19 protein-coding genes are annotated in these 24,858 nt (G+C 43.6%); 11 read left to right on the top strand and 8 right to left on the bottom strand.

Annotation, left to right across the window (positions count from 1 at the left end; genetic code table 11):
• Positions 1 to 285: 285 nt before the first annotated feature.
• Both ileS and lspA read left to right on the top strand, forming a co-directional pair.
• Positions 286 to 3,129, top strand: a complete 2,844-nt coding sequence (ileS, locus tag ACR63T_RS02330; protein ID WP_472784644.1) for an isoleucine--tRNA ligase — start codon at positions 286 to 288, stop codon at positions 3,127 to 3,129.
• A gap of 262 nt (positions 3,130 to 3,391) precedes the next feature.
• On the top strand, positions 3,392 to 3,925 hold the full coding sequence (gene lspA / locus ACR63T_RS02325; protein WP_472785215.1) for a signal peptidase II: 534 nt from the start codon (positions 3,392 to 3,394) through the stop codon (positions 3,923 to 3,925).
• Positions 3,926 to 4,186: 261 nt separating this feature from the next.
• On the opposite strand, the gene ACR63T_RS02320 is transcribed toward lspA, so the two are convergent.
• Positions 4,187 to 4,849: a DUF1294 domain-containing protein gene (locus tag ACR63T_RS02320; RefSeq protein WP_472784643.1), complete on the bottom strand. Its 663-nt coding sequence runs from the start codon at positions 4,847 to 4,849 to the stop codon at positions 4,187 to 4,189.
• Positions 4,850 to 4,987: 138 nt separating this feature from the next.
• The gene (locus ACR63T_RS02315) at positions 4,988 to 5,305 is read right to left on the bottom strand and encodes a hypothetical protein (protein WP_201571573.1); all 318 of its coding nucleotides are present in this window, start codon (positions 5,303 to 5,305) and stop codon (positions 4,988 to 4,990) included.
• A 245-nt stretch (positions 5,306 to 5,550) separates the two neighbouring features.
• On the opposite strand from ACR63T_RS02315, the gene ACR63T_RS02310 reads away from it, so the two are divergent.
• Together ACR63T_RS02310 and ACR63T_RS02305 are read left to right on the top strand one after the other, a co-directional pair.
• Complete coding sequence (locus ACR63T_RS02310; RefSeq protein WP_201571571.1) at positions 5,551 to 6,075, top strand: FKBP-type peptidyl-prolyl cis-trans isomerase; 525 nt, start codon at positions 5,551 to 5,553, stop codon at positions 6,073 to 6,075.
• Between the two features lie 54 nt (positions 6,076 to 6,129).
• Positions 6,130 to 7,170 carry an aldo/keto reductase gene (locus tag ACR63T_RS02305; protein WP_472784642.1) on the top strand — a complete coding sequence of 347 codons (1,041 nt, stop codon included), beginning with the start codon at positions 6,130 to 6,132 and terminating at the stop codon, positions 7,168 to 7,170.
• Positions 7,171 to 7,279: 109 nt separating this feature from the next.
• On the opposite strand, the gene ACR63T_RS02300 is transcribed toward ACR63T_RS02305, so the two are convergent.
• Positions 7,280 to 8,095 carry a lysophospholipid acyltransferase family protein gene (locus ACR63T_RS02300; RefSeq protein ID WP_472784641.1) on the bottom strand — a complete coding sequence of 272 codons (816 nt, stop codon included), beginning with the start codon at positions 8,093 to 8,095 and terminating at the stop codon, positions 7,280 to 7,282.
• Positions 8,096 to 8,449: 354 nt separating this feature from the next.
• Between ACR63T_RS02300 and hflX the strand changes: the two genes are divergently transcribed.
• The 4 genes from hflX (at position 8,450) to ACR63T_RS02280 (ending at position 12,298) form a co-directional block, all read left to right on the top strand.
• Positions 8,450 to 9,901 (top strand): ribosome rescue GTPase HflX, encoded by a 1,452-nt coding sequence (gene hflX / locus ACR63T_RS02295; RefSeq protein WP_472784640.1) that lies wholly within the window; start codon positions 8,450 to 8,452, stop codon positions 9,899 to 9,901.
• Positions 9,902 to 10,239: 338 nt separating this feature from the next.
• A complete protein-coding gene (locus ACR63T_RS02290) occupies positions 10,240 to 10,647 on the top strand; it encodes a CidA/LrgA family protein (protein WP_472784639.1) in 408 nt (135 codons plus the stop codon).
• Positions 10,640 to 11,326 (top strand): LrgB family protein, encoded by a 687-nt coding sequence (locus tag ACR63T_RS02285; RefSeq protein WP_227680336.1) that lies wholly within the window; start codon positions 10,640 to 10,642, stop codon positions 11,324 to 11,326. The genes ACR63T_RS02290 and ACR63T_RS02285 overlap by 8 nt, the downstream gene beginning before the upstream one ends.
• Before the next feature lie 156 nt (positions 11,327 to 11,482).
• Complete coding sequence (locus tag ACR63T_RS02280) at positions 11,483 to 12,298, top strand: lytic transglycosylase domain-containing protein (RefSeq protein WP_201571554.1); 816 nt, start codon at positions 11,483 to 11,485, stop codon at positions 12,296 to 12,298.
• 95 nt (positions 12,299 to 12,393) lie between these two features.
• Here the strand turns inward: ACR63T_RS02280 and tsf are convergent, their stop codons facing one another.
• The 5 genes from tsf to ACR63T_RS02255 form a co-directional block, all read right to left on the bottom strand.
• Positions 12,394 to 13,278 carry a translation elongation factor Ts gene (gene tsf, locus ACR63T_RS02275; protein WP_305899555.1) on the bottom strand — a complete coding sequence of 295 codons (885 nt, stop codon included), beginning with the start codon at positions 13,276 to 13,278 and terminating at the stop codon, positions 12,394 to 12,396.
• 162 nt (positions 13,279 to 13,440) lie between these two features.
• Positions 13,441 to 14,274, bottom strand: a complete 834-nt coding sequence (rpsB, locus tag ACR63T_RS02270; RefSeq protein WP_201571550.1) for a 30S ribosomal protein S2 — start codon at positions 14,272 to 14,274, stop codon at positions 13,441 to 13,443.
• Between the two features lie 362 nt (positions 14,275 to 14,636).
• Complete coding sequence (locus ACR63T_RS02265; protein ID WP_472784638.1) at positions 14,637 to 15,896, bottom strand: multidrug effflux MFS transporter; 1,260 nt, start codon at positions 15,894 to 15,896, stop codon at positions 14,637 to 14,639.
• A 199-nt stretch (positions 15,897 to 16,095) separates the two neighbouring features.
• Complete coding sequence (locus ACR63T_RS02260; RefSeq protein ID WP_201571548.1) at positions 16,096 to 16,908, bottom strand: crotonase/enoyl-CoA hydratase family protein; 813 nt, start codon at positions 16,906 to 16,908, stop codon at positions 16,096 to 16,098.
• Between the two features lie 160 nt (positions 16,909 to 17,068).
• Entirely contained in the window at positions 17,069 to 20,731 is a 3,663-nt protein-coding gene (locus ACR63T_RS02255) for an ATP-binding protein (RefSeq protein ID WP_472784637.1), read from the bottom strand.
• Positions 20,732 to 21,022: 291 nt separating this feature from the next.
• Between ACR63T_RS02255 and cysM the strand changes: the two genes are divergently transcribed.
• From cysM to rlmD, 3 genes are all read left to right on the top strand, one after another.
• On the top strand, positions 21,023 to 21,973 hold the full coding sequence (gene cysM, locus ACR63T_RS02250) for a cysteine synthase CysM (protein WP_472784636.1): 951 nt from the start codon (positions 21,023 to 21,025) through the stop codon (positions 21,971 to 21,973).
• A gap of 57 nt (positions 21,974 to 22,030) precedes the next feature.
• Positions 22,031 to 22,855 carry a 3'-5' exonuclease gene (locus ACR63T_RS02245; RefSeq protein ID WP_201571542.1) on the top strand — a complete coding sequence of 275 codons (825 nt, stop codon included), beginning with the start codon at positions 22,031 to 22,033 and terminating at the stop codon, positions 22,853 to 22,855.
• Between the two features lie 153 nt (positions 22,856 to 23,008).
• Positions 23,009 to 24,553: a 23S rRNA (uracil(1939)-C(5))-methyltransferase RlmD gene (gene rlmD, locus ACR63T_RS02240; protein WP_201571540.1), complete on the top strand. Its 1,545-nt coding sequence runs from the start codon at positions 23,009 to 23,011 to the stop codon at positions 24,551 to 24,553.
• Positions 24,554 to 24,858: the final 305 nt, after the last annotated feature.

Genomic DNA, 24,858 nt, shown 5'->3' with positions numbered 1-24,858 from the left:
AATAAAGCTTCTGATCAGCCACTACTTTCTTTGTCTATATAATCTGTGCCACTTCTTTTTTTAAACCCTTTCCTTATATATTAATTCGCAACATTGGCAGGCTTATCAGAGTTTTATCTCCCCTATTTTTAGTCACTTATTTATCCTATAATAGGTGGCTTTACTTTTGCTGATCATAACTGTTTACCTGTGAATGATCTGTTAAGCTATTAGCTGCACTGCTCTAAATTATCAGCCCCAAATTGCCACCCCTCCACTATATGAATAGAGATAAACACTAAGACTATGACTGAATCTATCGACTATAAAGACACTTTAAACCTAGCGGACACACCCTTTGCTATGCGCGCGAATTTGGCTAAACGCGAGCCTGATTGGTTGGCTGCGTGGGAGGCCGACGATGTCTACGGTAAAATTCGTCAAGCGCGTATAGGCGCACCTAAGTATATTTTGCATGATGGCCCTCCTTACGCGAACGGTCAGATTCACTTAGGTCACGCGGTCAATAAAGTACTCAAAGACATTATTGTTAAGTCAAAGACGCTTTCAGGATTCGATGCGCCTTATGTGCCAGGCTGGGATTGTCATGGTTTACCTATCGAACAAAAAGTCGAGGCAAAAGTAGGTAAAGTCGGCAAAAAGGTATCAGCGACTGAGTTTCGTGGTCTGTGCCGTGAGTATGCGACTACCCAGATTGAGCTGCAAAAGATAGATTTTAAGCGCCTAGGTATCTTTGGTGATTGGGACAATCCTTATCTCACCATGAACTTTACGCAAGAGGCTAATATCGTCCGTGCATTGGCTAAGATTCATGAAAATGGCCATGTGACGCGCGGTATGAAGCCAGTTAATTGGTGCTTGGACTGTACCTCTGCATTGGCTGAAGCAGAAGTGGAATATCAAGATAAAGCCTCTGATGCTATTTATGTCAGTTTTGATGTATTGGGGACGGACAAGGTTGCTGCGTTTGCTGATATTGAAGACACTATTGAAGCGGTTATTTGGACGACTACACCTTGGACGTTGCCTGCTAACCAAGCTATCTCGGTACATCCTGAGCATGACTATAGTGTCGTGGCTACCCAAAAGGGTAATCTGCTATTAGCCACCGAGCTTATCGACACCGCGATGGAAGCGCTGAAATTGACCAATCAAGGTTTGCTTGCTACCGTTGCTGGTCGTGAGCTTGAAGGCTTGCTCGCCCAACATCCGCTTATCAAAGATCGTCAAGTGCCAGTTATCTTAGGGGATCATGTGACCGTCGATAGTGGTACGGGTCTAGTGCATACTGCGCCCGGTCATGGTCTTGACGATTATAATGTCGGTCTAAAATATGGTCTGCCCGTCGAAAACCCCGTCGGTGGTAATGGTGTCTATTTAGAGAGCGCAGCGGTATTTGCCGGCGAGCATATCTATAAAGCCAATCCAAAGATTATCGCCACTTTACAAGAAAACGGTCATTTGGTTAGCCATACTAAGATTGAGCACAGCTATCCGCATTGCTGGCGTCATAAGTCGCCGATTATCTTTCGCGCAACACCGCAGTGGTTTATAAGCATGGAAGCTAAAGGTTTGCGTGAGCAAGCGCTTGCTGATATTCCAACGGTAAATTGGACCCCAGCTTGGGGTCAGAATCGCATTGAGTCGATGATGAATGGTCGTCCAGACTGGTGTATCTCACGCCAGCGTACGTGGGGCGTGCCGATTGCTTTTTTTACTCATAAAGAGACGGGTGAGCTGCATCCTAATACGCTAGAGCTCATGGAAGTTGCGGCGCAAAAAATTGCTGCTGGTGGCGTCGAAGCATGGTTCGATGCCAGCTGTGAAGACTTCTTAGGCGCGGAAGCTAAGGATTATGATAAAGCGACTGATACTTTAGACGTTTGGTTTGACTCAGGAACCACCCATTTTGCTGTCCTTGAGCAGCGCGATGAACTAACCAATCCTGCAGACATGTATTTAGAAGGCTCAGATCAGCATCGCGGCTGGTTTCAGACCTCACTGCTTACATCAGAAGCCATGTATCAGCGCCCGCCATTCAAACAAGTATTAACCCATGGCTTTGTGGTCGACGAAAATGGCCGCAAGATGAGTAAATCATTGGGCAATATCATCACCCCGCAAGAAGAGATCAACAAAACGGGCGCGGATATGTTACGGCTGTGGATTGCCTCTAGCGACTATCGTTATGAGATGTCTGCGGGTAAAGCCTCATTTAAAGGCGCAATCGACATGTATCGTCGCATCCGTAACACCCTGCGCTTCTTACTTGCCAATACTGATGACTTTGATCTTGCTACTAACAGGGTGGATGTGAATGAATTAGTCAGTCTTGATAAGTTTATGATTGAGCGCACTCAAACGGTACAGACGCAGATTATCAGCGCTTATGATGCGATGGACTTTCACCAAGTCACTCAGCATATCACTGCATTTTGCTCGCAGGATTTGGGCAGCTTTTATCTTGATATTATCAAGGATCGTCAGTACACCACCCAAACCGATGGTCAACCGCGCAGATCAGCACAGACGGCGATTTATCATATCGCCCAAGCCTTAATCCGTTGGATTACCCCTATCTTGTCGTTTACCGCACAAGAAGCATGGGAAGTACTAAACGGTACAGCTGTCAATGCAGAAAGCTCAGATAGCTATGTGTTCACTCAAGCTTGGTATGAGTTCCCAGCGCTTGAGTTAAGCGCTATCAGCACAGATGATTGGCACAACATTATGCGCGCCAAAGATATGGTCAACAAGAACATCGAAACTGCGCGTGGCAATAAGATTATCAATGCTAACTTATCAGCTGACGCTACTCTCTACGCTGATGGCGCGATGTATGACAGCTTAGCCAAGCTTGGCGCGGAGCTACGCTTTGTATTGATTACCAGTAGTGCGGACTTGCAACCAATAGATAAAGCACCTGCTGATATTAGTACGTTAAGCGCTGATGACAGCAACGAAGCTTCTGCTGATTTAAGAGTCGTTATCACTGCCGCTAAGGGCACCAAATGCGTACGCTGCTGGCACATCCGTGATGATATCGGCGTCGATAGCGCACATCCTGAGCTATGCGCGCGCTGCGTCACCAACGTAGCAGGCTCAGGCGAGGTGCGTCACTATGCATAATAAGCCTAACTCATCTGAGCACGATAGGACTAACGATGATCTAGATAGTGTCAAACTAGACAGTGACATTGACAGTGACAGTGATAGTGTTGAGCTTGATAGCACGCCATCGGATGACACGTCAGCGTTTAGTACAAGTCATCTCAGTGATGATACGGCTGATCGCGTTACTAATGACGAACGGCCTATCGCTACCACTGAACCCGCGATTGCATCCGTAGGTCATGCACCCAAAGCGGCGCATGTGACTACGGGCAATTCGATGACGCCTATCAGTCGGCTAACCAAAACCCCAAAGATGATTGCCAATGGCAGTCGTGCTTTTGCTTGGTATGCGCTATCGCTATTGGTGCTCGCACTTGATCAATTTACTAAGTGGCTTGCCGAAACCAATTTAACCTTTAATGAGCCTGTACCGGTCATTGAGCCGTTCCTTAACTGGACACTAGCTTATAACTATGGTGCTGCGTTTAGTTTCCTGGCGGATGCTGGCGGCTGGCAAAAATGGTTTTTTTCAGGATTAGCGCTAGTGATGGCGATATTTTTGACAGTCTATTTAACTCGAGCGCCACGACAGGCTAAGCTATTATCATTAGGGTTGGCTCTAGTGCTTGGCGGTGCCGTTGGGAATTTAATAGACCGCTTACGCCTTGGTAAAGTCGTTGATTTTATTCATGTGCATTACGCCGATGTTTGGCATTATCCTATCTTTAATATCGCGGATATGGCTATTATGATCGGTGTGGCGATGATTGTGATTGATATGATATTTTTGGAAAAAAAGCGTCAAAGCTAATTTGAACTGATAAATATTATTTTAAATAAACCCTGTTATAGTTTGCTATAGCAGGGTTTGTTTTTCTGTAGGCTGATGCTTTTAGCCCAGCACAGTCTCTGCTCGACTTGGATGAGTATATTTATATAGAGTAACCATACGGGTACACCTGTTATATTCAATGAGGAGTTTGAACAAATTAAAATGAATTAACCTTTTGCAATACACTATAACCAATCTAGTTTTAGATGAAGAAATGATCTAAATACAAGAACAAAAGATTTACGGTAATTTATCCCAATCACCACCCGTCATAATAAATAACAGCCCTGCCAAATTAATTACCACAGTCAGATAATAAGCCATACGAAATTCTGGCTTTTGCGACTTATGTCTTAAGTAAGTCTGCGCCACCAGTGCCCCGACCCAACCGCCAAGCGCACTTAGGATATGCAAAGTCATCTCAGGGGTACGCCATTCGTTATTTTGCGCAGCGGCTTTGTCTTTGGCATACATTACATAAGTGATAATTCCTATCGCGACATACCAGCCAACCACCAGCCAGCTAAGCTCCCCTGTGAACGCGAGTAATATCAGCACCCCATAAAAGCCAATGCCAAGAAAGGCACGTTTTTTCTGCCCATCTGCAAACTCTGCTTGCTGGCTTTTTTGTGAATTACGCTTGCGAATTTGCTGGTTCTTTTGCGCCATCTTTTGCTGTACAAACTCAAGCTCTTGAACGTGTCTAGCTTGCAGACGTCCTTGATTGTCTTGTCCAACCGTAAATATCACCTCATCGCCGATGCTAGGTCTGCGTGGCGCTTTGAACTCACTAATGTGAAAAAACACCGACTCGCCCGCTTCGGTTTTAATAAAACCAAAACCTTTGTCCTCTTGCCATTTTTCAACTTGGCCTTGATGCCTTTGCTGTTGTCTGTCCGCCATACTTACTCACTTATCTCATCAACCTTTAATTCTGACGGTCATTATATACTTTTCAGTAGCTCATAAAAAAAGCTAAGAGTCATCTCTTAGCTTTTTTGTACGTTAACACATTAACTATATGTCGCTATCTTATTAAGATTAGCTGCATTTTTTCTGTCCGTACAAATTAGTTAGATTAGTACGACGTTCTTTTGCAGCATTAATAGCTTCTTCTGTATTAGAGTAAGTGCCAATTAGTGCAGGCCAGAATAGTAATGCTGCTGCTACGTTTTTACCAGTAGCTTTACGCTCAGCGCGTGCTTCACTCTCAAATCTTTCAGCTTCTTCTATCTCGCTTAAGATTTGTTGGCAAGATAAATTAACATCGCTTACCTTTTTAGTTTGTACCACATGTGGTGTCGCACAACCTTGTACTAACAATGCCAATACGCCAACCACTACAAGAGCTTTCTTCATAATCATTCCAAAAGTAATTTAAGTTTAACAACTAAATAATAAATTGAGTGCTTAACAATTCGATAACATTTATATAGATTTATGAAACATAAGTCAACTTAAATTTACTTATTGCATAAAAAAATATTTACATTTATCTAATTCATAATCTAATGAGCAGCAAATATTACTCAACATAGTGTAATGGGTATAGTGTGCTAAAATATTTGAGACTATTCATTCCACCAGCTAACGGCATCCTAATTATGACTAAAGAAACCAAACCCGACTTTGAGAACTCGCCACAGTTTATTAACCCTAATGAAGACACTCGTATCGCTTATGGCAGCTTAGTTAAGCTGCATTTTGAAGTGTCACTTGAAAATGGCACAATGATTGACTCGACCTTTAGCCGTGATGCGCCTGTAACTTTGACTATCGGTGATGAGAGTCTGTTACCTGGCTTTGAGCAAGTACTTATGAACTTGCGGGCGGGCGATACTCGTAGCGCTCACCTCGATCCTGAACAAGCTTTTGGTGAGTGGAATCCTGATAATATACAAACCTTTAGCCGTACTCAGTTCGCTCTAGTCGCTGACAACCCAGAGATTGGCATGATGATTGAGTTTGAGGATAAAGGTAAAAATACTTTGCCCGGCACCATTAGCGCCATGAATGAGGACGAAATTGAGGTTGATTTCAATCACCCATTAGCGGGTCAAGCGGTACTGTTCAAAGTTAAAGTCTTTAAAGTCACTCCAGCTGGGGTCACTGGTATTAAACTAATGTAATCACTATTCAAAAATCTACAACAATTTCTATATTAAAAGATAAAAGGAATGTTTATGCAGTACGAAATATTGCCGCAAATCGATGAAAAGGTCTCTAAGATCTGTCTTGGCACGATGACTTGGGGTCAACAGAATGATGAGCGCCAAGCACATGAACAGATGGATTTTGCCTTGAGCGAAGGGGTGAATTTTTGGGATACCGCTGAGATGTACCCTTCTCCGCCTGATAAAGATAAGCAAGGCGATACTGAACGTCACATGGGCACTTGGTTTGCCAAAACGGGACAGCGTGACAAAGTCATACTCGCCAGTAAAATATCCCCAATGAGCTTTTTACGTGATGGTGAAACGCGCTTTAGGGCGCAGCATATTAGTAGCGCCATCGATGGCAATCTTGAGCGTCTGCAAACGGATTATATCGATGTCTATCAGCTGCATTGGCCTGAGCGTCAAGCCAACTTTTTTGGTCAGCGCGGTTACTCTGAGGAGATGGCAGCGCAGTCGTTGGAGGATTTAACGCCATTTCTGGAAACGATTCAAGCGCTAAATGATGAGATTAAAAAAGGTCGTATTCGCGCTTATGGACTGTCCAACGACACCGCTTGGGGACTGATGCGTTATTTATGGGAAGCGGATAAAAACGGCTTGATTGCGCCTATTACTGTGCAAAATCCGTATAGTCTATTAAACCGTCTTTATGAGGTCAATATGGCAGAGATTGCCCATCGTGAAAACGTCGGCTTATTGGCCTACTCGCCCCTTGGCTTTGGCGTATTATCAGGCAAGTATCTCAATGGCCAACGCCCTGCTGGTGCGAGGCTGACTAAGTATGATCGCTTTGAGCGTTATACTAACGAGCAGGCGATATCGGCAACGGAGCAGTATGCCAAAATCGCAAGCGACGCAGGTTTGGACATGGCGCAGATGGCCTTAGCCTTTGTCAATAGCCGCTCGTTTGTGACTAGCAATATCATTGGCGCGACTAGTATAGAGCAGCTCAAGTCTAATATCGATAGCGTCGATGTGCATTTAAGCGATGAGGTATTAGCAGCTATCGAAGCGGTACATGCTCGCCAGCCTAATCCGTCACCTTAATTCGCTTATATAAAAGCTAAATCATAGTAAAAAGCGCAAATCATTATCTATAATGATTTGCGCTTTTTTAATAACTTCTAAGTTAGCTGAAATTTTGTACTTTTTTACTTTAAAGCACAGATGCAGCAGTATTATTAGCATCCGTCAATACTCGCGCATGTAGCTCTTTTAGACCTTCATTCATACGCTGCTGCAATAGATTGGTCAATTGGCTCTTATTATGGCCATTTGGATCTATAGGCTCAAGCGGCAGCACGTAAGCGGTAACCTGCCTACTATCAAGCACTTTTTTTATGCTATCTTTCATCGTCAGCTTGCCATAGTACGGTAGCTCTTTGCTTAGCGCCCCGTCTTTATCGACATAAGCGATCACTATAGGCTGCACAGGTACATCAGAATCTATGGCCGCCTGCAAAAGTGTGCCATGGATACGTTTGACTTTAGTACCATCGGTGGTGGTTGCCTCTGGGAAAAAAATAACCGAATACCCTTTGCTCAAAAAGCTAGCCATTTGTGTGGCGACTGAGCCAACATCACCAGAACCACGCTCAATAAAGACCGTACCCGCCGCTTGTGCAAGTTTGCCGAATACGGGCCATTCGCCAATCTCAGCTTTGGATAAAAAGAACGCTGGACTCACGCTACCAACTACGGGAATATCCATCCAAGACACGTGGTTGGATACCCACAATCCATGATGCTGTGGTACTGGCTCAACTTGGACAATCTTGACGCCAAAAGAGCTTGCCATCTTACGACAGAATACTTGAATATAACGTGGCAGAGTCTCGCGTGGTGGCTCTCGAAAGGCACCAATACGCTGTGCTGTGCGCAAACCACCAGCGATCGTCGTCGTCATGCCCGCTATTTGCTTACCACGACCCAACTGTTTTCTGAGCGAAAACTTTGACTTAGATTGACCCATCTGTGCCTCTCATTATTAGATGATTTTATTCTATATAGATCATTCGATAGCAGCAATTTAGATGCTACTGATCTAAAGCACTGCGAAAACCGAAATTAGTATAACAAACTTTTATCAGTCAGTGACGATTTGTTCACTCAAATACATACCGCTGTTTAACGGTTTTTATCAGCGGTCTAGGGTTAGAATAGCGGTAACAAAATGCTAGATAATTAACCCTATAACCTTTAATATCAATTGATAAGACCCTATATAGTAGGATATCAAAACGCTAGTTGTCGTGAATCTTTTTATTATAAAAATTTACAATAATAACAGCGACTCATTTTAAGTTAATCATATAGGTGATATTTTTTGGAATATTTTGGAAGATATGAAGGTGGCGAGCGTGCCATTTTAGTTCATTTAGACATCCGTCAAATTCAAGATCCTGATGACTTGGGTGAGTTTGAGCTGCTCGTAGATTCCGCTGGTGCACAGCGCGTAGAGCTAGTAACGGGTACACGCCAACGTCCCGACGCCAAATACTTTGTGGGCTCAGGTAAAGCACAAGAAATTGCAGAATTGGTTAGCCAACACGATGCTGACATCGTTATATTTAATCATAGTCTTTCGCCTTCACAAGAGCGTAACCTTGAGGCGATCGCTAAGTGCCGAGTGCTCGATCGTACAGGCTTGATTCTCGATATCTTTGCCCAGCGCGCGCGTACTTACGAAGGTAAGCTACAAGTTGAGCTGGCGCAGCTGAATCATCTATCGACGCGCTTAGTACGAGGTTGGACGCATTTGGAGCGTCAAAAAGGCGGTATCGGTCTACGTGGACCAGGTGAAACTCAGCTTGAGACCGATCGTCGTCTATTGCAAACGCGAGTGACTCAGCTCAAAACCAAGCTCGATAAGGTCCGTCAAACTCGGGCACAAGGGCGTGCGCGTCGACAAAAATCTGATGTCCCTACTATTTCACTGGTGGGTTATACCAATGCGGGCAAGTCAACGCTGTTCAATCGTTTGGTCGATGAGAATATTTATGCCGCTGATAAGCTGTTTGCCACGCTTGATCCCACGCTACGCCGCTTAGATTGGCAAGGAGTTGGTCGCGTCGTATTGGTCGATACCGTCGGTTTTGTACGCCATCTGCCACATGAGTTGGTTGAATCTTTCCATGCCACTTTAGAAGAAACGTTAGAGGCTGATTTACTATTGCATGTGATTGACTCTTCTAGCGAAGATATGCATGAGCAAATTCAAGCAGTCAAAGCGGTATTGGCTGAGATTGATAATGATGTACCTGTGCTCAATGTTTATAACAAGATCGACCTAACGGGTGAGTCTGCACATATCGGCTATGCGAATGAGGACGAGCCAAACCGCGTTTATGTCTCATCCAAAAACAACTTAGGCATGGAAGAGTTATCGCTAGCTGTACAACAGCTGATGATAGGTACCCTGACAACTTTTGACTTAACTTTGCCTTATGATGCAGGTCATTTCAAAAACACCCTGTATGAGCTTGGTGTTATTCTGGAGGAGAGCTATGACGATAGCGGTCATGAATGCTTGACGGTACGCTTGCCAAGCGAGCGCCTAACTCAGCTGCTAGGTCAGGCTAATATATTACCTAAAGATATATTGCCTCTTGCGCAAGCCACTTTACTGATGCCCGTGCTCGAACCCTTTGAGATAGAGGATAACGAGGATGACGTCGAGCTAGATATCGGTGAAGATCTGACTTATGAGCAAATATTTGAGAGTGACTATGACTCAAATAGTAGTGTTAATGTCGATGCTGACCTTAAAAGTCAGTAGCTTAGCTTATAGCAATATTAATAGCGCATAGGGTATATTGATTGATTCAATATACCCATTTTTGATAGCTCAAAAAGTAAGCAAAAATGTAGCGGCATTTATTAATAATCCTTTTGGGTATATAATCAACCGCGTTAAAATTGCAAAACCAGTCGATTATTATTGGCGGATAACGCCAACTGATTGCACGCCATCTCACCTTCTATGGTCAAGGAATTTTAAAATTGCTACAAGACGACCGACCGCAGATAGTACAACAAGTACATTTAGGGTGGGCAACACTGTAGCGGTTTAAAAGTGCTCCGACTATATAACTCTTGCTATCGCAAGGATTTATTATGCCTTCCTCCTTTAAGCTACCTCCATGGTTAGCGATATTAGTGACATTAATCATGGTCGTTGCTGTGCGCGAATCGGCCGTTATCATCTGTCGCTCGTTCGGTATTGAGCAGGCGGCTAATGTCGTGGCTATGGTGGCGATGTTCTTGATACTAGTTATTTGGAGAATGACAAAAGGCTTACCTAAATGGTTGACCCGTGCCAGCAACGTGCTATTAGTCGATAGTGGCTTTGCCTTTTTGCCTGTATCAGCAGGGGCTGGCATTTTATTATTTGGGCTTGGTGATGAGCTGTGGGGCGTCATGCTAACGATGGCAATAAGTACTTTGATTCCCTTATGGGGACTTGCCATACTCGCCAATCGCTGGCTCAATAATGCAAAAAAAGGCAGCAATAAGCATGGATAATATTGTTGTAGCAACGGTTGCCGCTATTTTATTGACTTTGATAGCTCATGCTAGCTCGCGCATACTCGCCAGAAAACTAGCATGGATACCGATGGTCGTCACTGCCATGGGATTGGTCATTATATTTCTCTATATCGTGCGCTGGGATTATAATGATTACTATGACGTTGCAAAACCTGTGTTCGACCATCTACTAGGTTATGTCACGGTACTCCTCGCCATACCGCTTGCCGCGATGAGCTTTAAGGGCTTGCCTGTCAAAAAGCTCACCCTTATCGTACTGATGGCCAGCGTAATTGGTGCCCTACTGCCTATGGGCTTAGCTTATCTATTCTCTCTTAGCCATGATACGCTACTTGCTTTTGCCACCCGCTCAGTGACTACGCCAATTGGCTTGAGCGTTGCCGACTTAATCAAAGCGCCACCAATTATGGTGAACTTAATCATTGTGGTTTCAGGTATTATGGGTGCCACTATGGCGCGCTTCTTATTTCGCGGTATCGAAGATGATCGCGCTAAAGGCCTAGCTTTAGGACTGGCAGCACACGCTTTTGGTACAGTAGAAGCTTGGCAGATTAGTCATACCGCAGGACGCTATGCTGCTTTTGGCCTAGCAGTAAATGGTTTAGTGACTGCTGTTTGGGTACCCCTGTTTATCAGTGCGCTCACTATTTCATAACCAGCAGTTATTAAATAGTTGATTATGGTTTGTGACAAATGGTTATAAATCATAAGGATAAGTCTGTAATCGAATGTAGCTAAAAGTAAATTTATGTTATAGTAACTATTGTCCACGTACGTTCAATATTTATAATTTTATTAAAAGTGACTTTTTATGACAAAAATTAAGCGTTCATTTAGCCGCTCTTTGTTATCAATATTAACTGCCAGCATAGCAATAGTTGCTTTGAGTGCTAGCGCTCATGCAGGCGAGATGTATATCTATAAAAGCAAAACGGGACAAGCGCTGCTCACCAACGTTAGTAAGCCGAGCGGCAGCTTTGAGCAGTTTAATAAAAAAGTTAAAACGACTTATTATAAAAGCAGCAACGACTACGATACTAATAGCAACAGCAACTATGGCAGCAATAACTACGGTAGTAGCGCTGCTAGTAAGAGTGGTACTCGCAACGCCTATGATAGCTATATTACTGCCTCAGCAGCACGTCACGGTGTTGATCCTGCCCTTATGAAAGCGATGATGCACACTGAATCCGCGTTCAATCCCAATGCCCGTTCGCCCGTTGGCGCCCAAGGATTAATGCAGCTTATGCCAGCTACGGCTAGACGATTTAAAGTCAGTAATGCTTGGAATCCAGCAGAAAACATCGAAGGCTCTGCAAAATACATCGCCTGGCTTATGAAACGCTTTAATAATAATGTTGAGTTTGCTATTGCAGGTTACAATGCGGGTGAAGGTAACGTTGATAAATACAACGGTATCCCTCCCTTTAAAGAAACACGCAACTACGTCAAAAGTGTCATGAGTCGTTACCACAGTCTCTATAAAAATGATTCTGGACTATTCGCGAGCAATACCAGCTCAAATAACAGCTTCAACAATGCCAGCATGCAAAACATCAGTTATGGTACTAGTAATAATAGCAATAGTGCCAGCTATATCAATTCAGCTTACGACGCGCTACGCTAGAACGCTTTTAACTTGAAATAAATCTTACAGACAAAAAAAGCCCGTTAATTAACTAACGGGCTTTTCATTGACTAAAATTAATGCAAAATTCGAACTTACTTATTAGCTAACGCTTGCGTTGCAGCAACTTCAGCAGCAAAATCTTCTTGCTTTTTCTCAATGCCTTCGCCAACTTCTAAACGTTTAAAGCCAAGCACTTTTACGCCTTCAGCTTTTAGTACGTCGCCGACTTTTTTGTCATTGTCCATAACGTATGGCTGACGTAATAAAGTCACTTCGTCTAGATATTTGCGCAAGCCACCTTCGATCATTTTTTCAACGATATTATCAGGCTTGCCAGACTCTTTTGCTTTCGCTTCGATGATGTCTTTTTCACGCGCTAATACGTCAGCGGCGACATCTTCATCATCTACCGCTACAGGGTTGAACGCTGCGATATGCATGGCAAGGTTTTTGCCAGTATCTGCACTGCCGCCTTCAAAAGATACGACTACACCGATACGTAAACCATGACGGTATGCAGCAATGTTGTCACCTTCTAGAGTTTCAACACGGCGGATCTGAATGTTTTCACCGATTTTTTGTACCAAAGATACACGAGCTTCTTCAACGCTTTGACCATCGCCATAAGCCAATGCAGAGATAGCCGCAACATCAGTAGTGTTATTCTCTAGCGCTATGTTAGCTACTTTCTCAGCAAAAGCGGTAAAGCTATCGTCTTTGGCTACAAAGTCAGTTTGGCAATTAATTTCTACTAAGAATGCTTTTTTGTCGCCTTGAGCGATAATGATAGCGCCATCAGCTGCGATATTACCTGCTTTTTTAGCGGCTTTCGCTTGACCTGATTTACGTAGATTATCAATGGCCGTTTCGACATCGCCATTTGACTCTTCCAAAGCTTTTTTACATTCCATCATGCCAAGACCAGTACGGTCACGCAATTCTTTTACCATTTTGGCGGATACTTTTACTTCTGTCATAAGAGATACCTTATTAGTTGGTGTGAGGTACTACAAATTCTTTTAAGCTTAGCAGCAACAAGGCATGACGAGTAAAACTACATCATGCCTTTTATACTTATCATTAATAATATAGGGATGACAGTGAATAATTATCAAAGCATCCCTTTATGGCGCTAAATATTATTCAGCTTTTGCTTCTGGTGCTGCTACAACTGGCGTTTCTACCGCTGAGGTGTCAACTTGAGCTGGTGCTTCTTCAGTAGCAGGTGCTTCTTGCTCAGCTGCTTGATCTGCTTTATTACCAGCTTGAGTCTGTGCGTACTCTTTACCTGCAATGATAGCATCAGCCATAGCCGTTACGTATAAAGTCACTGCGCGGATAGCATCATCGTTTGCTGGGATAACATAATCAACGTTATCAGGGTTTGAGTTAGTATCAACGATACCGATAACTGGAATACCAAGGTTTTTGGCTTCTTTAATAGCGATAGCTTCGTGATCAACGTCAACAACAAAGATTGCGTCTGGTAAACCGCCCATATCCTTGATGCCGCCTAATGAGCGTTCAAGTTTTTCCATATCGCGAGTACGCTCTAGCGCTTCACGTTTGGTAAGCTTAGCAAAGGTGCCGTCTTCTGCTTGTTTTTCAAGCTCTTTTAGACGAGTGATCGACTGGCGTAGTGTTTTCCAGTTAGTCAACATACCACCTAACCAGCGATGGTCAACATATGGCATGCCAGCACGAGCTGCTTGCTCACGAATGACGCCACTTGCCGCGCGCTTAGTACCAACAAATAATACTTTGTTTTTCTTAGCGGCTAAGCCGTTTACATAGTTGAGCGCTTCGTTAAAAGCTTTTACAGTGTGCTCTAAGTTAATGATGTGAATTTTGTTACGCGCACCAAAGATGTAAGGACCCATTTTTGGGTTCCAAAAGCGAGTTTGGTGACCAAAGTGAGCGCCAGCTTGTAATAAGTCGCGCATTGGCATTTTGGTTGGGTTTTCTGTAGCCATGATAAATATCCTAGTGGTTGGGTTATGCCTCCACATCACAAAAACTGCCTATCTAGCAACACGCATTTGCTGACAGTGTGAGCATAAATTATGCCAGACTGTACCGCTGCAAATTAATCAAGTCGCCAAACACCCAGCAATTTTTTGCCATGATGTGTGTGTCATTGGTTGGTTTATAAAAATGAGTCATTATTTATGCTAATAACTCAAAGTAATAGCGCTAAAAATTAGCTGCGCTGTATTTTATCATAAAACATGCTTGCACTACTAGCCTTATTACCATGCTTGTAAGCCGCTATTCGATGCTGAGCTTTTGTGCTTAGTATTCATTTTTGCGCTAATTTTACTCATTATCATTTGAGTTATTCAGCATCATCCAAATTTAAGTTACGATCAATCTGCCAGATCAGATAGCAGCCAAGGCTCATTAAGACAAACATCGCAGTGCCAATCTTGAGTACGGGATTCACTGGGAATATATTCAACAACAGCCCACCAAATATACCTACTGAGAACATCAGTGAGCCTTGCAAGGCGCTTGCCATACCCGCTCGACGCTTTTGAAAAGCTAGTGCAATAGCCGATGCATTCGGCTGAGTAAGGCCAAGACCTGCAATACAGAAGAAAATACAGGCTAATACTACGGGTAGCCAAGCATCTACCCCAAAGATAAGCCCAATGGTAAAAAGTGCCCCAGCAGAGATAACCTGCATCATTGCACCAAAACGCAAAATACTAAGAATGCGAAAACGGTTGGTCAGCCATTGATTAAGTTGAGTCAAACCAACAAATCCCGCCGCATTTAGACCAAATATCCAGCCAAAATGGGTCGCTGATATGCCATAGGTATCCATGATCAGCTCAGAGGCGGCGCTAATATAAACGAACATCGCACCCATCAATAAACCGCCACCGATCGCAGGATAATTAAAGGTTGGGTCTTTAAGTAGATCCCAGTATTGGCTCAATACTTCTTTGGCAGGGCGAATATTGCGATTTTCTTCTGTTAAGGTTTCAAAGAAAAAAAACTTAGTCAGTAATAGATTAAGGGCGCCAAAAGCGGCTAAGAACCAAAAGATAGAATGCCAATCAAAGAAACGTAAAAACAGCGCGCCAAGCGAGGGCGCAAGTATCGGCGCTAAACCCATTACCAAAATCATAATAGAAAAGGCTTTAGCGGTTTGCCGAGCGGTTAGACGATCGCGAATCGCTGCTCGAGTCACGACCGCACCAACACAAGCTCCTAATGCTTGCAATGTACGCCCTGCAAATAGCACATATTCGTTATTGGTAGTGGCGCATACTATCGAGGCGATGATATATAAAGTCATGCCAAAATATAACGGCTTAACGCGGCCTACGCGATCACTAAACGGGCCATAAAACAGCTGACCAAATACAAGGCCGATAAAGTAGGCAGGCACTGAGTTCGCCATAAAAGCGGTTGAAACCCCAAAGCTATCCGCCATTGCAGGAAGTGCAGGTAAGTACATATCAATGGATAAGGGTCCAACGGCGACAATTAGCCCGAGCATCATAATCCAAGCAACAGGCAGCTCTGCTGAACGTACTCTGGTTGGTGTAGCCGTTTGGGAAGATAGATTAGATTTTGGAGCAGACATAACAGAACCGTTTAATATAAGAATATTATTTGGGCGCAAACCAGTAAGTTTTGCGCATAAACAACTAGACTCTGTTATATCGTACTGTCTATCGTTATTTCAATAGGCTTGAGATATTAAAGAAACAATGACTCAACAATGATAAGTTCTAAAACCTATTTTAAGAATCTGTTTTAAGAGCTTGTGACAGCATTTTCAATTAGCGAAATTGACGCTTAGTAAATTCAGTTGTAGCGATTTTGGCTTTTTTAAGCGCCAGCTTGCGATTGCGCCCTAGCATCAGCTTCATCTGCCATACCTTCTCTCTATAGAGCGTCAGTGCTGACTGCTGGTACATAGCGTTGACGATACGTTTACTAGCTAATACCGCATCAGGTGAGCGCTGCACTAATTCTTGCGCTAAGGCTTGCGCTTGAATCAGTGGCGTATCATGACAATGGCTGACTAATCCTAACGCACAAGCTTGCTCCCCATCAAGCATACGTGCCGTCATTGCCAATTCTTTTAATACATCGGCAGGTACGACGCCCAATGCCGATTGAGTCAACCCCATATCGGGCACCAGTCCCCACTTAGCCTCCATAATAGACAGCTGACAATCAGGATGACTGATACGGATATCACAAGCCAGCGCCAGCTGCATCCCTGCGCCAATACAATGCCCTTCTAGTACGGCAATGACAGGAATGGGTAGCTCACGCCAGACTAGGCACACGCGCTGAAACGAGCTTTGCCAAGGTTTTATAAGCTCCCATAACGCGTAAGCTTGGTTCGATGGATTATTCAAATCACCCAAATCTATTCCTGCACAAAAAGTGCCTCCAACGCCATTGAGGATAACGGCGCGTAAGGTTTTATCTTTGCTGATATGTCCAGCTACCGCGATAAGCTCTTTGACGACTTCAAAGCTCATAGCGTTTTTTTTGTGCGGACGATTTAGGGTAACCGTCAAGATGTTTGCGCTTACAGCGACTTGTAGAGTCCGATATTCATAAGAGGCGACTGCGTGCATAGTAATCCTTAGCTTTATAATAAATGATTAACAACACTTTCAAAGTGCTACAAAAACTGTCGTCAATCATAACAGGCAGTCGGCTCATCAGTCCTAGCAATAACTGACCCTGCATTCAACTTCCAAAAATGATTTTGGTACCAGTTATCAATTATAGACACTAAATCATTTTCCAATTCATATCATTCTCATTTAATCGGTGATAATTCAGCTGTTCATAAGAAGATAAATCTAAGGTTTGCAGAGTTATCAGCGCTTGTAGTAACGCTTCATAATAGGGTTTTAGCATGGCAAACTGAGCGGGTGTCGTATGTTGTAAATTAAGCAAGCACTTATCCTCTAAGTCTTGGCTGGTCTGACGTAGCTGTGGCACACCTGTATAACGACTAGCACCTAAAATACGATGCGCAATTTGTGCCAGCTCCTGACGATCACGCATCTGCCATGCTTGCGATAAAGCCTCTTTTTCATCAGCGATAGTATCAAGCATCATAATAATCAGTTTAGCCGCAAGATCAGGTTTATTGGCGGCACGGATTAATGCATCATCCCAATTCAAAATATCTAATTGGTTCTCTAGTCCTGCTTCTGTACTATCTAAGGTATTAGCTATTACTTCATCTTCTAGCCCATCTATTGAATCAATATTTTGTAATAGTGGTTCCTGATTTTCCACTATTTGCATGTCTAACGAATGGTCTTGATTGTCATACAACTGACTATTGTTAGACTGGCTATCTTTTAGATGATTGTCTTTTAAGTTGCTTTTTAAATAGTCATCACGTATTTTTTTTAATGATAGTGGCCGCACCATTCTTTTATTAGCCTGTATCACCGTATCCTTGGCACTCGTTGCCATGCTGGTATCGCTACTTTTTTTATCGACAATCCTTCTACTGAGCCCACTCCTATTGGCATAAGTATCGTCATCCCTAGAATCACTATTAGTATCACTATCTATAGCTAAGCTGTGCTCAAGTGCTTGAGCAGGTGGTGCGATATCAGCAGCACTTATTATTGTCGAAGGTGTATTATCAGCACGACCCAGCCACTTTTGCAGCACTTGTAGCAACTGCGGCTGACTAATAGGCTTGCCTACGTAATCATCAATACCACTGGCAAGGAGCTTGTCACGTTCATCAGCGAGCCCGTGCGCTGTCAAAGCGATGATAGGAACATGGTCATCAGCATGCTCTATTTTGCGGATTTGCTCGGCTGCTGCGCGACCTGACATACGTGGCATTTGGATATCCATAAATATTAGCTTAATCTGCGCTTTATCTTCTGTATCAATTGCTTGCGTATTTAGCTTGTCTTTATTCACTTTGGCACGCGTTTCGGCTTTGGCTATTTGCGTTTTGTTGGATAAGCTTTGTGGCTTAGGTTGTAATTGAGACTGGGATTTTGCGCTCTTCTCTCTTTTACTTTGCTGCTGAGTGATGATTTCAATCGCTTCAAAACCACTACTGGCAGTGATTACAGTGATACCCAGCTCACTTAGTAGCGCATCTAATACGAGTAGATTCGGCAGGTGGTCATCCACCGCTAGCACTGTGACACCTTGCCATATAGGCAGCTGCTCTTTGACAGATACTGTCTTTTTCTGAGTATCTAGCATCGCATAAAGCTGGCGTTTATCGAGTGGCTCGTACAATATATTGGCGTGATAGCGGTTCAACAGAGCTTGATCGGCGGCGACTTGATAGCCAAATACGGCCAATTTTCCTTGATAATGCAAGCGAATCTGTTTGAGTAGCGCCATCATGTCATCTTGGGTATCATTATCGACGATGACCCAATCCCAATGGTTGCCATGCTCTTTTAGTGATTCGAGCACCCCCGGTAATGAATTGGCTTGAGTCAGCTTGATAGGCAGATTTTGCAAGCTGGCTTTGAGCACTTGTCTAGAGGCATTATGGTTGATCCAAACCAATACATGGAACTCATCTTTTGCGCCCGCTAAGGATTGCAGGATAGGTAGCGCAATTGCCTGGCCTGTTATTGCAGTCGATACCTCGATATGAGCTGGCATCCGAAACCAAAACGTCGCGCCCTGCTTAGCGATATTCTCTTGGGCGTTATCATAAAAACCTATGTCACCGCCCATCAATCGGGTTAACTGCTTGGAGATGACTAACCCTAGACCCGTACCGCCATACTGCCGAGTAATCGAAGGGTCGCCCTGACTAAAGCTTTGAAATAGCATTTTTTGATCGGCAAGCGAGATACCTTTACCGCTATCTTGTACGCTTATCATCAGGTAATTATCCTGATGGTCATCTAAGCTTACTCTTACCACCACGCCACCACTATCTGTGAACTTGATTGCGTTACCGACGATATTGGTCAGAATTTGTTTGAGACGTAATGCATCACCATTAATTCGCATGGGCACATCGTTGTAAAATAATACTGCGGTACGCAAACCCTTCTCGGCAGAAACTGGTGAGAGCATATCGACCACATCATAAATAGTGTCATATAGATCGAACTCATGACGATCAAGGAGCAGTTTCCCCGCTTCAATTTTGGAAAAATCTAACACATCATTGACGAGCGCTAATAGATGCGCTGAAGATTTACGGATGGTTTGGACGTATAAGTCTTGCTCGGAGCTCAGCTCACCATGACGCGCCAGCAAATTAATAAAGCCATCGATACTGTTCAAAGGTGTACGTAGCTCATGACTGATATTGGCTAAGAATGCTGATTTGGCTTGACTGGTTGAGATTGCGGCATCGCGTGCATTACGAATAGAGATGTTCTGCATCTCCATTTCATCAAAAGCTAAGCGCAAGTCATCTTCGGTCTGCTCAGCGTGATTTTGAAGCTCTTGAAAGCTTGAGTGCAAGCGGCGAAGGGTTTTGACGAGATCTTGTTGTAATAGATTCAGCTCACCATTAGACTCAACAGGGATAGGCTTGTATAAATTATCAACATGGGTACGCTGTAGCTGCAAGCGCAGCTCATAAATAGGGGCAATCCAGCGTTTGGCATATATATTAAGGCTGAGCAACAAAATCAAAATAGTAAACAAGCCAGTAATCGCGAGCGCCATAGCGATACGGTAGCGAGCGATATATAGCGGCTCATTATCCATGTCGATCAACAGCCATAGGCGCTGACCGTCAAACTCGCCTAATATACTGCCATAAGCACTACCGATAGGCGTCGGCTGTTTGGATAAAAACCCTTGCGTAGTATCTATGATAGGCCAGCTCTCATCAACGCCAAAACCGACCGTTGCTAGCACCTGATTATTTTCATTAATGATCGCGATACGCTGAATATGCTGCTCAGACTGCATTCGGCTAAGTTTATCGCGAATGGTAACTAAAGTAGTCATCGCGCCTTGAGTCGCTGCCTCATTATCGCTCCCAGAAGCAGCGCTTGTAATACTTGATTGTAGCGATGGCGAGTCAATTACCTCTAAATTTTTCTCTGAGAGTATAGGAGACTTAGAAAAGCTACTTTGCTTAACAGGTGCTAATAGGCTTGGCTGTTGATTAACAGTAATACTAGACTCAAGCGCCGCTCTTTTTGCTGATTCAATAGCATTGATCATTTTTTGAACGTTTTGAGTATTGTCGACTGACTGACGACTTTCTTGCTCAAGTAGCGTCGGTATCAGCTCTATTACCATCGGCTTATAACGTATCAATACCGCCTCTGCCAAAGCCTTTTGCTCAGAATTACTGGCGCGCATAGTCTCATAAAATACCAAGATACCGCCTACCGCTGCCAGCAGACATATCGGCACAAACACCAATATAATCAGTTGACCATAAGCACTACTGGTATCAAAACGTTTTTTATATGCCATGCTAAGCTGAATCCTTATTCACAATGATGCTATTGGCGTTAGAGAGTGGACGCTGGAGTTATTTTACCAGTAAGCTGGTGCTGGAGGGTGTCGAATAAGTATTATATATCTCAATACATGTCACTCAGTACGTTTACGAATCGTTGCTGTAGAGCTGGGCGCAGCCAAAAACAAGATGATATAATAAATCTTTATGTTTTAGGCTCTACAAGCTTAAGCTCTATAACCTTGAGCTCGTATTTGCTACTTATCTTTTAATATTCGCTATTTTATAATAATTAAGGATGCCTTATGTCGTCTACGGCTATATCAGACACTAACTTTATCACCCAAACTACAAGCCTTGCCGACGTTATTGGTCAGACACCTTTAGTCAAGCTACATCGTCTACCTGAGCAGGAAAGCATCACTAATGGCGCGCAGCTGTTAGCTAAGCTTGAAGGCAATAATCCCGCAGGATCAGTCAAAGATCGCCCTGCTTTTAATATGATCTATCAGGCCGAGCAGCGCGGTGATATCGCCCCTGGTGATACTTTGATTGAAGCGACTAGTGGTAATACGGGTATTGCTTTGGCGATGGTTGCCGCGATGCGTGGCTATCCAATAATACTGCTGATGCCAACCAACTCCACTCAAGAGCGTAAAGATGCCATGCTAGCTTATGGTGCAACTCTGATTGAAGTTGATGAAGGTATGGAAGTGGCGCGCGATATGGCACTACAGATGCAGGCGGACGGCAAAGGTATCGTGCTCGATCAGTTCAATAACCCTGATAACAGTCAAGCGCATTATCTCACCACAGGTCCTGAACTGTGGCAACAAACGGGCGGTAAAATCACTCACTTCATCAGCTCTATGGGCACCACAGGTACTATCACTGGGGTCTCGCGATATCTTAAAGAGCAAAACCCAGCGGTGCAGATTATTGGTCTACAGCCCGATGAAGAGGCTTCTATCGCGGGCATTCGTCGCTGGCCTGCCGCTTATATGCCTGGCATTTTTGAGGCAGATTTAGTCGATGAGACCATGGATATTGATCAAACTATTGCAGAGGTCTATATGCGTAAACTGGCAAAGTCTGAAGGTATCTTTGCAGGAGTCTCCTCAGGCGCAGCGACTTGGGCAGCTATTGAGATTGCTAAAGCTAACCCTGACGCGGTTATTGCCTTTATTGTCTGTGATCGTGGTGATCGTTATCTATCGACAGGGCTTTATAATATCGATGACGACAATGTCAGCTAGACAATAGGGTCTGTTGAAAAGTTAAAAGTGTTTCAGTCATCATAATGAGAGCTACTTATGCCCCATGCACTACCTACTAATCCTATTTTAGTTTTTGATATAGAAACCATTGCCGATATTGATGGCGCGCGGCGTATTTATCCGCAATTGGCCAAGCTCAATGATGCCGATACGTTAAGTGCTTTGACTGCTATTCGTACGCAAGAGGCAGGCCATGACTTCATGCGTTTGCCACTACAGCGTATCGTCTGTATCTCAGCACTCTACATCAAAGACGGTCAGTTTTCGCTGTTTTCTTTAACGGCTGATAAATTTAGTGAGAAAGAAATTCTAGCTAAATTTTTCCGTGCCTTTAGTGATGTCGAAAAACTACCACAATTGGTCAGCTGGAACGGTTCAGGTTTTGATATTCCTGTGCTGATTTATCGGGCTATGCAGTATGATTTAGCCGCGCCATGGCTATTTGAAGAAGGCGAGCGTATAAAAAACATGCGTTTTGATAATTATGTCAATCGTTTTCAGACTCGTCATCTTGATCTAATGGATAGGTTTAGCCAATACGGTGCCAGTCGCCGTGAGGCGATGGATGTCGTCGCTAGCCTCTATGGCTTACCTGGCAAAACGGATGTCGATGGTAGTATGGTCGGTGCCTTGGTTGCCGATGATGATTGGCAAACGCTATCGATATATTGTGAATCTGATGTGATGAATACTTGGCTGATCTATCTGCGCTGGCTGCGTCTGACTGGTAAGTTATCCTCACCTTCGTTTGATCATTGGCAACAGCAAAGTATAGATTATCTAAAGAGCTTTACCCAAGCCGATGGTAATGTCCGTCATCAAGACTTTTTAGCGGATTGGTCATCAAAACCAGCGCTGTAAGTGCAGATAAAACTATAGCCGACATTTCAATGGCAACTATGCTTACTATGGTTGCCATTTTTTAGTTGATAGCAACTCATACGTTACTAGCTTTATATGTTAAAATTGCACTCATTTTAATTCCTTTATATTATTCATTTTATAGGCAGGTTTATGCAACCCACCGACTCAGACTCTAACGTGACTATTAACGCAACGACTGATGCTATTGCGCAAACCAATAGTAGCCAAATTACCGTAGCACCTAGTAAGAAAAAGTCAAAACCTTCATCTAAAGTACGCCGTCGCCTCAAGGATGCTGAGCCACTACCCTTCAAAATTGACAAGCTATCTCATGATGGTCGAGGGGTGGCAAATTATGGTGACGGCTTTGGTATTGATGATGGTCATGCTGAGGACAAACACGGTAAAAAAGTATTTGTTAGCTTTGCACTACCAGGTGAGAGCGTCGAAGTAAAAATTACCAATAGCCGTGCCAGCTTTGAAGAAGGCGATGCGATAAAAATCATGGCCGACCCCAACCCCGAACGCACCACACCGCCTTGCCCACACTTTGGCATTTGTGGCGGCTGTAACTTACAGCATTGGCAACCAGAGGCGCAAATCAGCTTTAAGCAGTCAGTGCTCGCTGAGATGTTGTTACATCAAGCCAATATCGCACCTGAGACTTGGCTTACTCCTGTAGTCGGTGATCGTCTCGGCTATCGCACTAAGGCTCGACTGGGTGTCCGTTATGTCGCCAAGAAGCAGACAGCGTTAGTTGGCTTTCGTGAGCGTTCAAGTAACTTTTTGGCAGCGCTTAACGAGTGTCATATTTTAGATCCGCGCATAGGTTTTGAGATTGAAAACCTAAAAGCATTAATTAGCACGCTCGATGCTCGTGATAAAATCGCTCAACTTGAGCTGGCGATGGGTGAATATATCCCAGAGTTGCCCGATGGCGATCAGCCTGTGGCATTGATTGTGCGTAACTTAGAACCTTTATCTGATGCTGACTTAGATAAACTCAAAGTCTTTTTTGCCGCGCGTCATTGGCAGTTGTATCTACAATCAAAAGGTGTCGATAGTATTGAGCGCATTGCTCTACAGCCTAATGACGATATGAGCCAACAATTTGGTCGTCTATATTATCAGCTGCCAGAGTACGACTTAACCTTTGAATTTATCCCAACTGACTTCACCCAAGTCAATTTATCGGTAAATCGACAAATGACCAAGTTGGCTTGTGACTTATTAGACCTAAAGCCAGGTGAGCGAGTTCTAGATTTATTCAGTGGACTAGGTAACTTTAGTTTGCCATTGGCGCGGTTAGTTGGCGCAACAGGAAAAGTTATTGGGGTTGAAGGTAGCGAAGCGATGACGCTGAGAGCGGCTGACAATGCCCGCCGTAATGGCATTCACAATACTGAATTTTATAGCCAAGATTTAACGCAAGATTGCACAGATAAGCCATGGGCTAATCAAGGCTTTGATGCGCTATTAATTGATCCGCCGCGCTCTGGTGCTTGGGATATTATGCAGTATCTACCAAAATTTAATGCCCAGCGCATTGTTTATGTCTCTTGTAATCCAGCAACCCTAGCCCGCGATACTAAAGCTCTACTTGAGCAAGGCTATCGCTTAACGCATGCAGGGGTTATGGATATGTTCTGTCATACGGGCCATGTGGAGTCTATAGCTCGCTTTGAAAAAGTATAAGCTCAAAAATAGCAGAAAATAGATAATCTGTGTTCTAAGCCATATCTTCAATCTAATCATGAGCATAAAAAGCCAGCTACTTGCTAATTAAAGTGAATTTTACAGGTAATAGATTCCTATTGTCTGTAAAACTCACAACAGTAATAAAGTGTAGCTGTTTTAGTGCTGTTAGGTATTAAGAATTATCAGGGCTGTTGGACGATTTCGAAATACTGTTAAAGATTATAATAGAGCGCCATCAAAAAATGACTAATGTTTATTAATATTTTTGAAGTTACTATTATAACGCCAATTATTACAGATCC

It is taken from the genome of Psychrobacter sp. M17(2026), from assembly GCF_055699815.1.
Note: the sequence above shows the minus strand (reverse complement) of the source record. Positions and strands in the feature narration are given on the sequence as shown.